Annotated in this window: 14 protein-coding genes; 4 read left to right on the top strand and 10 right to left on the bottom strand. The window is 64.0% G+C overall.

Translation table 11 applies throughout. From position 1 onward, the window contains the following. Positions 1 to 139 precede the first annotated feature (139 nt). On the bottom strand, positions 140 to 2,149 hold the full coding sequence (gene parE / locus AC0L4C_RS15190) for a DNA topoisomerase IV subunit B (RefSeq protein ID WP_473400524.1): 2,010 nt from the start codon (positions 2,147 to 2,149) through the stop codon (positions 140 to 142). A 394-nt stretch (positions 2,150 to 2,543) separates the two neighbouring features. Between parE and AC0L4C_RS15185 the strand changes: the two genes are divergently transcribed. The 4 genes from AC0L4C_RS15185 (at position 2,544) to AC0L4C_RS15170 (ending at position 6,258) form a co-directional block, all read left to right on the top strand. Continuing rightward, complete coding sequence (locus tag AC0L4C_RS15185; protein WP_473400521.1) at positions 2,544 to 2,981, top strand: hypothetical protein; 438 nt, start codon at positions 2,544 to 2,546, stop codon at positions 2,979 to 2,981. A gap of 74 nt (positions 2,982 to 3,055) precedes the next feature. Continuing rightward, positions 3,056 to 3,367, top strand: a complete 312-nt coding sequence (locus AC0L4C_RS15180; protein WP_473400520.1) for a hypothetical protein — start codon at positions 3,056 to 3,058, stop codon at positions 3,365 to 3,367. 537 nt (positions 3,368 to 3,904) lie between these two features. Continuing rightward, complete coding sequence (locus AC0L4C_RS15175) at positions 3,905 to 5,422, top strand: ABC-F family ATP-binding cassette domain-containing protein (RefSeq protein ID WP_473400519.1); 1,518 nt, start codon at positions 3,905 to 3,907, stop codon at positions 5,420 to 5,422. A 69-nt stretch (positions 5,423 to 5,491) separates the two neighbouring features. After that, positions 5,492 to 6,258, top strand: a protein-coding gene (locus tag AC0L4C_RS15170) for an IS5 family transposase (protein ID WP_473399404.1) whose coding sequence is annotated in 2 segments (ribosomal slippage) — positions 5,492 to 5,801 and positions 5,801 to 6,258 — 768 coding nt in all. Because the reading frame shifts where the segments join, the coding sequence is not laid out codon by codon here. Here AC0L4C_RS15170 and AC0L4C_RS15165 read toward each other — a convergent pair. The 9 genes from AC0L4C_RS15165 to AC0L4C_RS15125 form a co-directional block, all read right to left on the bottom strand. Further along, entirely contained in the window at positions 6,255 to 6,758 is a 504-nt protein-coding gene (locus AC0L4C_RS15165; RefSeq protein ID WP_473400517.1) for an SRPBCC domain-containing protein, read from the bottom strand. The two genes, AC0L4C_RS15170 and AC0L4C_RS15165, sit on opposite strands and share 4 nt — an antisense overlap. 46 nt (positions 6,759 to 6,804) lie before the next feature. Continuing rightward, complete coding sequence (locus tag AC0L4C_RS15160) at positions 6,805 to 7,692, bottom strand: alpha/beta fold hydrolase (protein WP_473400514.1); 888 nt, start codon at positions 7,690 to 7,692, stop codon at positions 6,805 to 6,807. Positions 7,693 to 7,802: 110 nt separating this feature from the next. Then, on the bottom strand, positions 7,803 to 8,291 hold the full coding sequence (locus AC0L4C_RS15155) for an SRPBCC domain-containing protein (protein WP_473400513.1): 489 nt from the start codon (positions 8,289 to 8,291) through the stop codon (positions 7,803 to 7,805). A 10-nt stretch (positions 8,292 to 8,301) separates the two neighbouring features. Further along, the gene (locus AC0L4C_RS15150; protein WP_473400512.1) at positions 8,302 to 9,111 is read right to left on the bottom strand and encodes an alpha/beta fold hydrolase; all 810 of its coding nucleotides are present in this window, start codon (positions 9,109 to 9,111) and stop codon (positions 8,302 to 8,304) included. A 21-nt stretch (positions 9,112 to 9,132) separates the two neighbouring features. Continuing rightward, positions 9,133 to 9,780, bottom strand: a complete 648-nt coding sequence (locus AC0L4C_RS15145; protein ID WP_473400511.1) for an SRPBCC family protein — start codon at positions 9,778 to 9,780, stop codon at positions 9,133 to 9,135. Positions 9,781 to 9,879: 99 nt separating this feature from the next. Continuing rightward, positions 9,880 to 10,227, bottom strand: a complete 348-nt coding sequence (locus AC0L4C_RS15140; protein WP_473400510.1) for an ArsR/SmtB family transcription factor — start codon at positions 10,225 to 10,227, stop codon at positions 9,880 to 9,882. A 90-nt stretch (positions 10,228 to 10,317) separates the two neighbouring features. Then, positions 10,318 to 11,292 carry a DUF808 domain-containing protein gene (locus tag AC0L4C_RS15135; protein ID WP_473400509.1) on the bottom strand — a complete coding sequence of 325 codons (975 nt, stop codon included), beginning with the start codon at positions 11,290 to 11,292 and terminating at the stop codon, positions 10,318 to 10,320. Positions 11,293 to 11,436: 144 nt separating this feature from the next. Further along, positions 11,437 to 12,846 carry a type I glutamate--ammonia ligase gene (gene glnA / locus AC0L4C_RS15130; RefSeq protein WP_473400508.1) on the bottom strand — a complete coding sequence of 470 codons (1,410 nt, stop codon included), beginning with the start codon at positions 12,844 to 12,846 and terminating at the stop codon, positions 11,437 to 11,439. 61 nt (positions 12,847 to 12,907) lie between these two features. Next, positions 12,908 to 13,246, bottom strand: coding sequence for a P-II family nitrogen regulator (locus AC0L4C_RS15125; protein WP_473400507.1), 339 nt, complete (start codon positions 13,244 to 13,246; stop codon positions 12,908 to 12,910). Between the last annotated feature and the right edge of the window lie 312 nt (positions 13,247 to 13,558).

Below are 13,558 nucleotides of genomic sequence, written 5' to 3'. Positions count from 1 at the left end.
ACCCAGTCACTAAAAGACGCGGGCGGAACATAGAGGAAACCCCTTGCAAGTCAACGGGTTTCGCGGCGCCGGGGTTAACGTCGCGAACACGGGCGGAGCCAATTGTGGCTGCGTACCCGTCCCATATGGGGTGTTTGGGTCAAATATCCAGATCGGTGACGAACTGAGCGTTCGCCTGGATGAACTCGAAGCGCGCCTCAGGCTTGCTGCCCATCAGGCGGTCGACCGACGTTCTGGTGTCGTCGCGATCCTGCAGAACCCGGATCTGCAGCAGGGTGCGCGTCTTCGGATCCATGGTTGTTTCGCGCAGATGCACATAGGGCATCTCGCCGAGACCCTTGAAGCGGGTGATGTCGGTCTTCTTGCCCTTGAACTCGGTCTCGATCAGCGCATCCTTGTGCGCGTCGTCCATGGCGTAGAGCACTTTTGCACCGGCGCTGATGCGGTAGAGCGGCGGCAGCGCCAGATAGAGATGCCCGTCATCGATCAGCTTGGGCATCTCCTGGAAGAAGAAGGTCATCAGCAGCGAGGCGATGTGGGCGCCGTCCACGTCGGCATCGGTCATCAGGATGATCTTGTCGTACCGCAGGTCGTCTTCGCGGTAGCGGTCGCGCGTCCCGGCACCGAGGGCCTGGATGAGGTCGGCAATCTGCTGGTTGGCCGCCAGCTTCTCGCGCGTCGCACCGGCCACGTTGAGCACCTTGCCCCGCAGCGGCAGCACGGCCTGGCTCTTGCGATCGCGCGCCGATTTGGCGCTACCGCCGGCCGAGTCGCCTTCGACGATGAAGATTTCCGCCCCCTGGGCAGCCGACTGGGTGCAGTCGGCCAGCTTGCCGGGCAGCCGCAACTTGCGGGTGGCGCTGGCCCGGTCGACTTCCTTCTCCTTGCGGCGGCGCATCCGCTCCTCGGCCCGTTCCAGCGCCCAGTCGAGCAGCTTGGAAGCCTGGTTGGGCGAGGCGGCGAGCCAGTGGTCGAAGGCATCACGCAGGGCAGTATCGACGAGGCGCGTCGCCTCGGGGGAGGACAGCTTGTCCTTGGTCTGGCCGACGAACTCCGGCTCGCGCACAAAGACCGACAGCATGGCCGAGCAATGCGCCAGCACATCTTCGGCCGTCAGTTGCGCCGCACGCTTGTTCGCCGTCAGATCGGCATAGTTGCGCAGGCCGCGGAGCAGGGCAGCTCGCAGGCCCTGTTCGTGCGTCCCGCCATCGGCGGTGGGCACGGTATTGCAGTAGGACGAGACAAAGCCGTCGCCCAGGTTCCAGCTGACCGCCCATTCGACAGCGCCATGCGTCCCCGGCTTGCCGGCATTGCCCGAGAAAATCTCGTCGACAATGCGCGGTTCGCCCTCGATGCGGGCCGCGAGAAAATCCTTGAGACCGCCGGGGAAATGGAAGGTCGCCTTGGCCGGCACCTCGGCAGTGGCAACGCTCTCGTCGCAGCTCCAGCGCAGTTCCACGCCGCCGAACAGGTAGGCCTTGGCGCGCGTCATCTTGAACAGGCGCGACGGCACCAGTTCGGCCTTGTCGCCAAAGATCTGCGGATCGGGATGGAAACGGACCGTCGTGCCGCGGCGGTTCTGCACCTTGCCCACTGGCTCGACGGCGCTCGTCGGTTTGCCGCGCGAGAACGACTGGCGATAGAGCATCTGGTCGCGGGCGACCTCGATGACGAGATCGTCGGACAGCGCGTTGACCACCGAAACGCCGACGCCGTGCAGGCCGCCGGAGGTTTCGTAGGCCTTGGAGTCGAACTTGCCGCCGGCATGCAGCGTCGTCATGATGATTTCGAGCGTCGAGCGACCCGGGAATTTCGGATGGTTCTCGACCGGGATGCCGCGGCCATTGTCGACGACGGTCAGGTAGCCGTCGGCACCCAGGTGTACCTCGATGCGATTGGCGTGCCCGGCAATCGCCTCGTCCATCGAGTTGTCGATGACTTCGGCGAACAGGTGATGCAGCGCATTGGTGTCGGTGCCGCCGATATACATGCCCGGGCGACGCCGTACCGGCTCCAGACCTTCCAGAACCTCGATGTCGGCGGCCGAGTAGGAATTGGCATGGGCGACATTGGCCGCCTTGTCCTTCGGCGGCACCGCGGGTTTGGCGGCTTGCGGCTTGGCTGTATCGTCGGGCGAGAAGAGATCCATCGGTATCCTTGCAGGGACGCGAATCGGGCGTCCACCAGCACTAGCAGATTCGGCAGGGGTCAGGGTTAGTGTGCATATTGCGCGGCACGCTGCCCTCGTCAACGCCATGAACCCGCTATGAACGCCGGGTTGGCGACCGGTTCACAGCAACTTGCGCATAGGCGGCGTCGGGATCGCGGCCCGCCAGGTTCCGGCCGGTAGGCAGTGCCGGACGCGTCCGCTGCGATCCCGCCCCTACGCCCTGGCCATGATCGCTATTTCACGCGACCCGGTTTTGCGCCATCATGAACGGGGGATGAACGGGCCAGTCGGGACGCGTTCAGTCCGGAACCAATAGTGTTGCTGCACGCTTCCACTCGCGGCGGCAAAAGAACACGTTCCAAGGAGAACACCAATGACCCATCTCATGACCACTCTCAAGACCGGCGGCCGCGCCGCGATTGTCGCCCTGGCGCTCGGCGCCTCGGTCTTTTCGGCCGCTCCCGCCATGGCGCAGTCGCAGCCGTCCTTCAACTTCCAGTTCGGCGTCGGCCCTGATGGCAAGCCGAGCTTCGGTGTCGGCGTCAACCAGGACAACGACCGCCGCGACCGTCGGGATCGCTTTGAGCGCTATTGCATGTCGGACCGTGACATCGTCCGGGCGCTGCGCGGCGAAGGCTACCGCGATGTGGAAATCGTCGAAGACCTGCGCCGCGACCGGGTTGGCGTCGTCGCTCGCAAGGGCAACCGCTACTACTCGATGCGCGTTGACCGCTGTTCGGGCGAAGTCGATCGCGTGACGCGCCTGCGCAACACCTACCGCCCCGGCCTGTCGTTCCAGTTCAACTTCTAAGGATCGCATCGATCCCGGCGTGAACCAGATCCCGGCCCCAGCGGCCGGGATTTTTGCTTTCAGAGGAGACAAAAGTGAAAAACGCGATCTTCAAAGCCGGTCTTGTCGCTCTCGCCATGGCGTCGGCCATGCCCGCCGCACAGGCCGGCAACCTGTTTAAGCCGTTCGATACGCTGTTTCTGGACGGTCCGAGCCGTGTCTGCCTGATCGGCAATGGCGCCATCCGTCGTGCCATCGAGCGGCAGGGCTACACCAACGTCTATCTCAACGTGCAGAACGATCGCTACATCCAGGCCCGGGCCACCAAGGGCAGGTGGGTCTACCTGCTCGACGTCAATGCCTGTTCCGGGCGTGTCTACGACCGCGAGCGGTTGCGCCCGGCCTAGCCGCGGCCCGTTTTGACGCACCCGGTTTAGATTCCGTTCGCTTCTCGGAAGCACTTTCTTAAGTCGCCCCTGCTAGAAAAGTCGCCATACGGTTTGTGTATGGAGTTGCCGTATGAGCGCCAACCAAGGTCGACGTACTGAGTTATCGGCCGGACCGTCGGCGCGGAGTTTGACTGATCAGTGGCTGCAAGCCGGAATTACTAGTTTTGCGTACCGGCTTGCCCATTTGACCTTCCCCCGCAGCCTCGCAGTGCTGTCTGTTACTGCGCTGTTTTACTTCAGCTGAGTGGCGTGTTGCCTTTCCGGAGGCGTCGCGCTAATCAGGCTTGTCCCGCATTTCAGCCAGACAGGAGGGGCAGGATGACCTTTTACCGCCCCCATCGCCAGCGTGGCCCTGTGCACGCCCTGCAGCTTGTGTTGCAGGGCTGACCGAGCAGGTCCGACGCTTCTCGTCTCATCTCCTCTGGTTTGCCCTTGAGGGCGCCGTGCCGGCGCCAGGCCAGGCGCTGTGCGCCAAAATTCCAGTGAGACGACAAGATGGGCTCGATCAGCCTCAAGAACCTTTCCATTACCGCCGGCGTGCCGCTGGTCCAGAACCTCGACCTGGTCATCCAGGACGGAGACCGCGTCGGCCTCGTGGCCGGCAACGGCATGGGCAAGACCACGCTGCTGCGCTGCATTGCCGGCAGCGCCGAACCGAGCGCCGGCGACATCGTGCGCTCGCGCGGGCTGCGCATCGGCTATGTCGAGCAGGATGTGCCGCAGGACCTGCAGGCGCTGACGCTCCATGACGCGGTGCTCGACGCGCTGCCGGAGGTCGAGCGTGAGACCGACAGCTGGCGCGTCGACGTGGTGCTCGACGAGTTCGAGACGCCCGAAGCGATGCGCACCCGGCCGGTCAGCGCGCTCAGCGGCGGCTGGCAGCGGCTGATGCTGCTGATGCGGGTCTGGGTGCAGCAGCCCGATGCGCTGCTGCTCGACGAACCTACCAACCATCTCGACCTGCAGAAGATCCTGCAGCTCGAGAGCTGGCTGAACCGGGCGGCGCGGAACCTGCCGGTGCTGATCGCCAGCCATGACCGCGACTTTCTCGACGCCGTCACCAACCGCACGCTGTTCCTGCGGCCCGAAAACTCGCGCTACTTCGCCTTGCCCTATGCCGCGGCGCGACAGGCTTTGGAGGAGGGCGACGCCGCCGACGAAGCCAGGCTTGAACGCGAGCTCAAGGACGCCAGGCAATTGCGCAAGCAGGCGGCCAAGCTGACCAATATCGGCATCAACTCAGGCAGCGACCTGCTGACCGTCAAGGCCAAGCAGCTCAAGGACCGGGCCTCGAAGATCGAGGCGACGGCGACCGCCGTGCACAAGGAGCGCTCGGGCGATATTCGCCTCGCCAATAGCGGCACCCACGCCAAGGTGCTGCTCAGCATCGAGGACGTGGCGGTGACGACCCCGGCCGGGCAGCCGCTGTTCCGGGTGGAAAAACTGCACGTCTTCCAGGGTGATCGCATCGTGCTGCTGGGGCGGAACGGCGCCGGCAAGTCGCAGCTGGTCAAGCTGATCCACCGCGCCATGACCGGCGCGGAGGTTGCCGGCATCAAGGTGACGCCCTCGGTCGTGCTCGGCTACACCGACCAGGACATGTCGCAGCTGCCGCCCGACGCGACGCCCAGCGACGTGGTCGCCCGCTTCAAGGTCGGCGACCAGCGGAGCAGGGCCCTGCTGGCCGGCGCCGGGTTTGCGGTGGAAAGGCAGGAAAAGCCGGTCTCGAAACTGTCCTTCGGACAGAAGGCGCGGCTCGGCCTGCTGGCGCTGCGGCTCACCGAGCCCAATTTCTACCTGATGGACGAGCCGACCAACCATGTCGACATTGCCGGGCAGGAAAAGCTCGAGAGCGAAATCCTCGAGCATGGTGCCACCTGTATCCTCGTCTCCCATGACCGCAGTTTCGTGCGCAATATCGGCACGCGCTATCTGCGCATCGATGGCAAGCGGCTCAAGGAAGTCGAGGACCCGGAGGGGTTCTTTGCCGAGATGGCGGAGGAGCGGGGCTAGGTTCTGTACCCATAAAGGGGATTCCCTTTGAGTACGAAGGCTGATTCAACCTCCTGAATGGAGGTGGCGATGGCTCGATTTGATCTCAGCGATGCGGAGTGGCGGATCATTCTGCCCCTCCTGCCCAACAAGCCGCGCGGAGTGCCGCGCACCGATGACCGACGGGTGATCAACGCCATCTTCTATGTGCTGCGCACCGGCTCGCCCTGGCGCGACCTGCCGGAGCGCTACGGCCCCTATACGACCGCCTATAACCGGTACAACCGGTGGGCCAAGGCCGGGGTGTGGCTCGGGATATTCGAAGCCCTCGCCGAGCGCTCGCCGCAGTCGATGGCGCTGATCGACAGTTCGATCATCCGGGCACACCAGCACGCCGCGGGCGGAAAAAAGGGGGCCCGGATCACGCCATCGGTCGGTCTCGTGGAGGACTGAGCACCAAAATCAATGCCGTGGTCGATGGGACCGGCCTGCCGATCCGCATCATGCTCACTCCCGGCCAAGCCTCCGACAAGCAGGCCGCCGCCGTCCTCATCGAGAGCCTTACACGCACCCGCGACCTTGTTGCCGACCGCGGCTATGACGCTCGCGTCCTCATCGACCTGGCTGCGGCACGGGGAGCCCGTGCCCACATCCCCACACAGAAAGACCGCAGGGTCCAGCGCAGCATTGACCGGGGCCTCTATCGCGAACGCAATCTGGTCGAGCGCTTCTTCTGCAAACTCAAACACTTCCGTCGCGTCGCCACACGATTCGACAAGCTCGCCCGCAACTTCCTCGCCAGCGTTCTGCTCGCCTCAATCCCACTCTGGACCAGAAGTTATGAGTCCAAGACCTAGCCCCCGCTCCCTTCGAGCGTCTTGAGGTACGCATCAAGCCGTTCACCGGAGCCGTCGACCACGGTCGCAAAGCCGTTGGCGATGGTGGCATCGCGTGCCGCGCTGGAGGGCAGTTCCACCCGCGTGCTAACCCGCGTTCTGCTGCCGACCTGTTCGAGCTGGACGATGGTCAGCATGTTGACCGGCGGCAGTTCGTCGTCGCTGCCGGCGTCGATGGGTGCGTCGCGCCAGACCAGCCGGGTGGGCGGCTCCACTTCGAGGAAGCGGTTGGAGTAGCTGTAGGTGTTGCCGCCGGGCCAGGCCATGGTGTGATGCCACATGCCGCCGGGGCGGACATCCATCTCGCAGCGTGGGTTGGACGCGTCCTTGCCGCCCCAGAACATCACCATGTGCTGCGGCTCGGTAAAGACCTTCCAGAGCAAGGCAATCGGGCCTTCGTACTCGCGGACGATCTCGAACCAGTTGGCGCCGGTCGGCGCCGTGACGATGGACTTGCTCATTGCAGCCTCCGAACGGGCAGGGCGGGAGAGGGCCGCGCCTTTGGGATCACTTGCCATCGATGAAGCCAAGCGCGGTGGCGGCCAGCTGCGGCGACACCATCGAATAGTGGGTGAGGCCGGGGATGATGGCCAGCCGGTTCTGGTTCATGCCCGATCCGTCCCAGCCGGCATCCTGCAGGCCGCCGCCGAGCAGTTCGAAGAACTTTGCAGCATGGCTGATCCGCACGGCATCCCAGTCGGCATAGACCAGCATGGTCGGCACCTTGAGCTGCCTGACCCCATCCGAATAGTCGAAACCAGCCCGCATCATGTCGCCGACCTTGTCGAGCAGCACGGGGAAGTTGCTGGCATCGGGCGCCTCGGCGGCGTAAGCGGCATACATCGGCGACTGCATCATGCCCTCGGCAAGGGCGCCCGACATGGATTGCATGCCTTCCAGATTGTAGTCGTGCCAGCCATCCGCAAAGGCGTAGGGCGCCGAGACGTGCACCAGCTTGCCGACCAGGTCAGGGTGCTGGATGGCGAGGCGCAGCGCCGTCGTGGCCCCCAGCGAGTAGCCAAGGACGGCGGGTTTTTCGAGCTTGAGATGGTCGATGACACCGGCGACGTCGTCGGCCATGGCCTCGAAGCTCATGGGGCGGTCAAAGGGCAGGGTGTGGCCGTGGCCCTGCAGGTCGATGGTCACCACCTGATGGCTCTCGGCCAGGGTATCGAGGATCGGCGCGAACGAACTCCCCGACATCAGGCCACCATGCAGCAGGACGATCGGCGTTCCCGCGCCATAGGAGGCGTAGTAGACTTCGACGCCGTTGACCGGGGCGTAGCCGGATGTGCTGGGTGTGGGCATGTGCGGTCCTTCCGATTGGGCATGGGCAGGTGAGGTGAGGGTTAGGCCGGCCATTGTGACGATGGCAAGCAGGGTACGGCGAAGCATTGGAGTTCTCCGGGTGACGGGTGATTTCGGTCGAGCGGCTCCGTGGCGCAGCCGGGCGCAGGTCGTCTGGGTCATGTGCGATAGGCAGCGTCAGGCCGCGCTGGATGATCTCATGCAGGCGCCTCCAGATGGGCGGCAAGCTTGTCGTAGCTCTCGAGCGTGCCCTCGATGAAGCCGCGGCGGCGGGCAGCTTCGCGCTGGTCCAGGGTCTCGAATTCGGCGAAGAGCCTCAGCGTCGTCTTGCCGTTGGCCTCGGCAAAGGTCAGCGTGCGCTTGAAGCTCGGTGGCGGATTGCCATCGAAAGCTTCGGCGTCCACCACCCGGTTGCGATAGACGATCCGCTCCGGCGGGACGATCTCGACGAAGGTGCTGTCGGCGGGGTAGTCGCGCCCATCTGGCCCGCGCATGACGTGATGCCAGCGGCCGCCGACGCGAAAATCGAGCTCGCAGACCGGGTTGGTGAAACCGTTGGGGCCCCACCAGCGCACCAGATGGAGCGGATCCGAGAACATTTTCCAGACCAGTTCGCGCGGGGCGCCGAACGTCCGTTCGATGCTCAGCGTCGGCTGTTCGTCAGGGAGCAGGATAACCGGTTCCATCGTTGTCTCCTCAGCTCGCGCCGTCCGGCGCGAAGAAGTCCTTGATCAGCGGGGCAATGGCAGTCGGTTTGACCATGTGGTTCTCGCCCTGCAGTTCGCGGTGGCGGGCATTGGGCAGTGCGTCGGCGATGGCCTTCTGGGCGTTGCGCATCCAGGTGTCGCTCCTGGTGCCGCCGACAATCATCGCCGGTTGCGCAAGGTTGGCCCAGGTGCCCTTGGCGATGGGCCGGCTCTGCATCAGCGGGCCGACGATAGCCGTGTCATAGGCCAGCGTGGGGGCGATGGACTTCAGCTTTTTCCATACCGGCATCAGTTGCATCATGAGAACGGCAAAGGCCGGAATGCCCACGCCGGTGCGCATAAAGTGCCTGAGCGCGCCGCTGCGGTCGCCCCGGCGGACGAGATCGTTCATTGTCTCGACATAGCCCGGCTTGAGCGTGCGGCTGGTATCGGTGATGAACGGCGCCTCATAGACAAAGACCTTTGAGACGCTGGCCGTCTTGTTCGCCGTCTCGAGCGCCAGCGCACCGCCCGACGAGATGCCGTAGAGCAGGACCGGCCTGCCGATCGCCGCGATGATGGCCTGCAGGTCCTCGACCTCGCGTTCCACCGCGTAGGGCTGGGTATCGCCGCTCTCGCCGCGTCCGCGACGGTCATAGACATAGACGGTGAACTGGTCCTTGAGCTGTTCGGCCAGCGGCAGGGCAGGGCCCGACGCACGATAGCAGAGGGCCCCATCCACGAGGATCAGGGGCGGGCCGTCGCCCAAATATTCGTAGGCGATGCGGGTACCATCGTTTGACGTGACGAAATGCGACACTTCGGGTTCTCTCCCTGACGCCTAGCTGGCGTCTGCCTTGAGTTCGACGAGGATGGCATCGAGCCGCTCGAAGCCCTCGACGACGCCGACTTCCATACCCGACTGCAGCATGCCATCGCGGGCGGCAACGTCGGGCAAGACGGACACGACCTTGTAGCGGGTCTTGCCGTCGACCTCTTCGAGGGTCAGCGTCTCGACGCTGTACTGGCCGTCAAACATGCCTTCCACGGCAAACGTCTGGACGGTCTTCCACTCCGGTTCGATCTCGCGGTACTCGCCGTGAAACACGATCACCATGCCGTCGGACATGCTCGACTGGATGCGCCAGCCACCGCCGACGCGCCAGTCGAACCTCAGTACCTTGTTGGCGTGACCATGCGGGCCCCACCAGCGGACGATGTGCTCGGGTTGGCTCATGGCGCGCCAGACCAGCGAGCGTGGCGCGTCGAATGTGCGGGTCAGCACCATGTGCGGCTGCCCGGCGGGGGCGTCAATCTTGAGGTCTTTCCTGTCTGTCATGTCCGGTTCTCTGCTCAATGTGTCGATGTAGATGGCGAGGCGGTTGAGGCTGGCGCCCCAGATCCGCCGGTGAAACTCAAGCTGCCGCATCCAGAGTGATCTGCGCCGCAGTCGTGCCCGATAGGCGCCGAATGAAATGATCCTGCCCATGTCGCGCCATCCGGCGGTTCCTTTCTGCTGCGGCATGGCTTCGCCATGCGCGCCATAGGCGCGTTCCGCGGGTCAATTCTCTGGTCTGGACGTCGGCGGCTAGTTCCTGGGGCCGCCGGGGTCTCCACGCTGCAAGGCCTGCAGATAGTCGTCGAGCCGGTCGAGGCTCCCTTCCCAGAACTGGCGGTAGTTTTCCAGAAACGCCGCCGCGTCCCTCATCGGTCCGGCCTCGAGGCGGCAAGGCCGCCACTGCGCCTCCTTGCCGCGAGAGATCAGCCCGGCCGTTTCCAGCACCTTGAGATGCTTGCTGACGGCCGGCAGGCTCATCTCGAACGGCGCTGCCAGTTCCGTCACCGAAGCCTCACCCCGGGCCAGGCGGGCGAGGATCGCCCGCCGGGTCGGATCGGCGAGAGCCGACAGTGTGAGACTGAGCTGGTCAGTTGCCATGAAACCTGGATGCCTTGTATTTAACTGATGGGTTTATAACGCCAAGCCGAGAGCGTAGTCAACCAGAAAGTTAAATACGCGATCACAGTGTCAGCGACCTGCGATCTGGCGCAGGCGGCGCCACGCGGGGAGCAGCAGCGTGCCGACGACCGGAATGAGCAGCAGTCCCAGGGCGATACCGAATATGCCGTCGGCGAGGATGATGGTCAGTTCGCCGACAAGCCCCGAGACCTGCGGGATCATGCTGCCGGCGGCATGAGCCAGGCCTTCGATCCAGTGGTCGAGCTGCGGCAGGCCGAAGCTGCCGAGACCGTGGATGACGATGCCGCCTCCGACCCAGATCATGGCGGCGGTTCCGACGACGCTGAGGAGCTCCATGACATAGGGCATGGCCACCAGGATGCCGCGACCGATCCCCCGCCCCAGATGGGTTCTGGCACCGCGGGCCATGGCGAGACCGACATCATCGGCTTTGACGATGATCGCTACGGCGCCATAGACGGCGAGGGTAATGCCGATGCCGACCAGAGCCAGCACCACCGCCTGTTCCCAGAACGGCATTTCCGGGAGCGCCCCGAGGGCGATGGTCATGATCTCGGCCGAGAGGATGAAGTCGGTCTGGATGGCGCCGGCGATGCGGGCCTTCTCCAGCGCCTCTGCATCGGAGGCGTCGCCTTCGACCGCCGCTTCATGGGCGTGACCCTCGTGGGGGAAAACGGCCTCGTAGACCTTTTCGGCGCCCTCGTAGCAGAGGTAGGCGCCACCGAACATCAGCAGCGGGGTAATCAGCCAGGGCGCGAGCAGACTGAGCGCCAGGGCGGCCGGCAGCAGGAACAGCAGCTTGTTGCGGACCGAGCCGACGGCAATGCGCCAGACAATGGGCAGCTCGCGTGCGGCCGCAAAGCCCCTGACATAATTGGGTGTGACGGCAGTGTCGTCGATCACCGCGCCTGCTGCCTTCAGCCCGGCCTTGGCCGCCTGACCGGTCACATCGTCGATCGAGGCGGCGGCAACCTTGGCCAATGCCGTCACGTCATCGAGCAATCTCAGCAGTCCAACGCTCATCAGGGTCTCCCGGCACATCGGTGCGGTTCAGGTCAACCAGAACTCGGGAATGCCGGATTGGCTGCACGCACAAGGCTAACCCGAGACCCTGAAACGAGAAAGGGCCCCGACGGGGCCCTTCCAGTTCCAGCGTTGTGTCCGGCCTCAGGCCGAATAGTACATCTCGTACTCGACCGGGTGCGGCGTGTGCTCGAACTTGATGACTTCCGTCATCTTGAGGTCGATGTAGCTGTCGATCTGGTCGTCGTCGAACACGCCACCGGCGAGCAGGAACTCGCGGTCGGCGCTCAGCGACTCGAGGGCCTCGCGCAGCGAACCGGCAACGGTCGGGATCTGCATCAGCTCTTCCTTGGGCAGCTCGTACAGATCCTTGTCCATCGGGTCGCCCGGGTGGATCTTGTTCTTGATGCCGTCGAGGCCGGCCATCAGCATCGCCGCGAAGGCGAGGTACGGGTTGGCGAGCGGATCGGGGAAGCGCACTTCGACGCGCTTGGACTTCGGCGACTGGCCGAAGGGAATACGGCACGACGCCGAGCGGTTGCGGGCCGAATAGGCCAGCAGCACGGGGGCTTCAAAGCCGGGGACCAGACGCTTGTAGCTGTTGGTCGTCGGGTTCGAGAAGGCGTTGATGGCCTTGGCGTGCTTGATGATGCCGCCGATGTAGTAGAGGGCTTCCATCGACAGGCCGGCATACTGGTCGCCGGCGAACAGGGGCTTGCCGTCCTTCCAGATCGACTGGTGGCAGTGCATGCCCGAGCCGTTGTCACCATAGACGGGCTTGGGCATGAAGGTTGCCGTCTTGCCGTAGGCCTGGGCGACCTGGTGGATCACGTACTTGTAGATCTGGACCGAGTCAGCAGCCTTGATGATCGGGCAGAACTTGATGCCGAGTTCGTGCTGGGCCGAGGCCACTTCGTGGTGGTGCTTCTCGATCGGCACGCCCATCTCGCCCATGGCCTGCAGCATCTCGCCGCGCATGTCCTGCGCGCTGTCGAGCGGCGGCACCGGGAAGTAGCCCTTCTTGAGGCCGATATGGTGGCCGGTATTGCCCGACTCGTACTCGGTATCGTTGTTGGTCGGCAGTTCCGAGTGATCGACTTCGAAGCCGACCTTGTAAGTGGTGTTCGAGTAGCGGACGTCGTCGAAGAGGAAGAATTCCGGCTCCGGGCCGAAATAGACCGAGTCACCGATCCCCAGCTGCTTGACGTAGGCTTCCGCCTTCTTGGCGGTGGTGCGCGGGTCGCGCGAGTAGGGCTGGTAGGTCAGCGGCTCGAGCACGTCGCAGTTGATGCACAGGGTCGAGGCGCCGAAGAACGGGTCCATATAGGCCGAGTCCGGATCGGGCATCAGAACCATGTCGGACTCGTTGATCGCCTTCCAGCCGGCGATCGAGGAGCCATCGAACATCGTGCCTTCTTCGAACAGGTCTTCGTCGACCATGGTCTGGTCGAAAGTGACATGCTGCAGCTTGCCGCGCATGTCGGTGAAGCGCAGATCCAGGTACTTGATGTCCTCATCTTTGATGCGCTTGAGGATGTCGGCTGCAGTGGTCATAGAGTTCCCCTATGTAAGTCTGGGTTGATTGTTATCTGGCTGGGACGCGGCAGGGTCTGCCCTAAAGCGCGTCGTCGCCGAATTCGCCTGTCCGGATACGGATTGCCTGCTCGATGGTGTAGACAAAGATTTTGCCGTCGCCGATGCGACCTGTCTGCGCAGCGGCGCGTATGGCTTCGATAGCCTTCTCGGCGAGGTCATCGGGGCATACCACCTCGACCTTCACCTTGGGCAGGAAGTCCACGACATACTCGGCACCGCGATAGAGCTCGGTATGGCCCTTCTGTCGGCCAAATCCCTTCGCTTCCGTCACGGTGATGCCCTGCAGGCCAACTTCCTGCAGTGCCTCTTTCACTTCGTCGAGCTTGAAAGGCTTTACGATAGCCTCGATCTTTTTCATTACCGGCCTCCAAGTGCGCCGTCATCGGGCGCTTCCCATTCGTATGCAGGGCGCATGCCAGCACTGCCAACGGGTAAGTTTATTGCGGGATTTCAGCGTATTGCGTGACAGAGTTCATGTCAAAATGGATTGCCGCGCGGCGGTGTATGCCTAAACAATAGGCATCTTGGCGAGAGAATAATCAAGTCACGAAGTGCGCTCACGCCTGACTGCTGCGAATTTGAGCGGGGACGCGGCGGGCTCAGGCTGCACAGAGGCTTTGACTGTCCGCTGCTCTTCCCATATATGCGACGCGACCCGGCCGATGGGTGC

The organism is Devosia sp. J20-27 (assembly GCF_055808595.1).
This window is presented reverse-complemented; position numbering and strand designations above follow the sequence as displayed.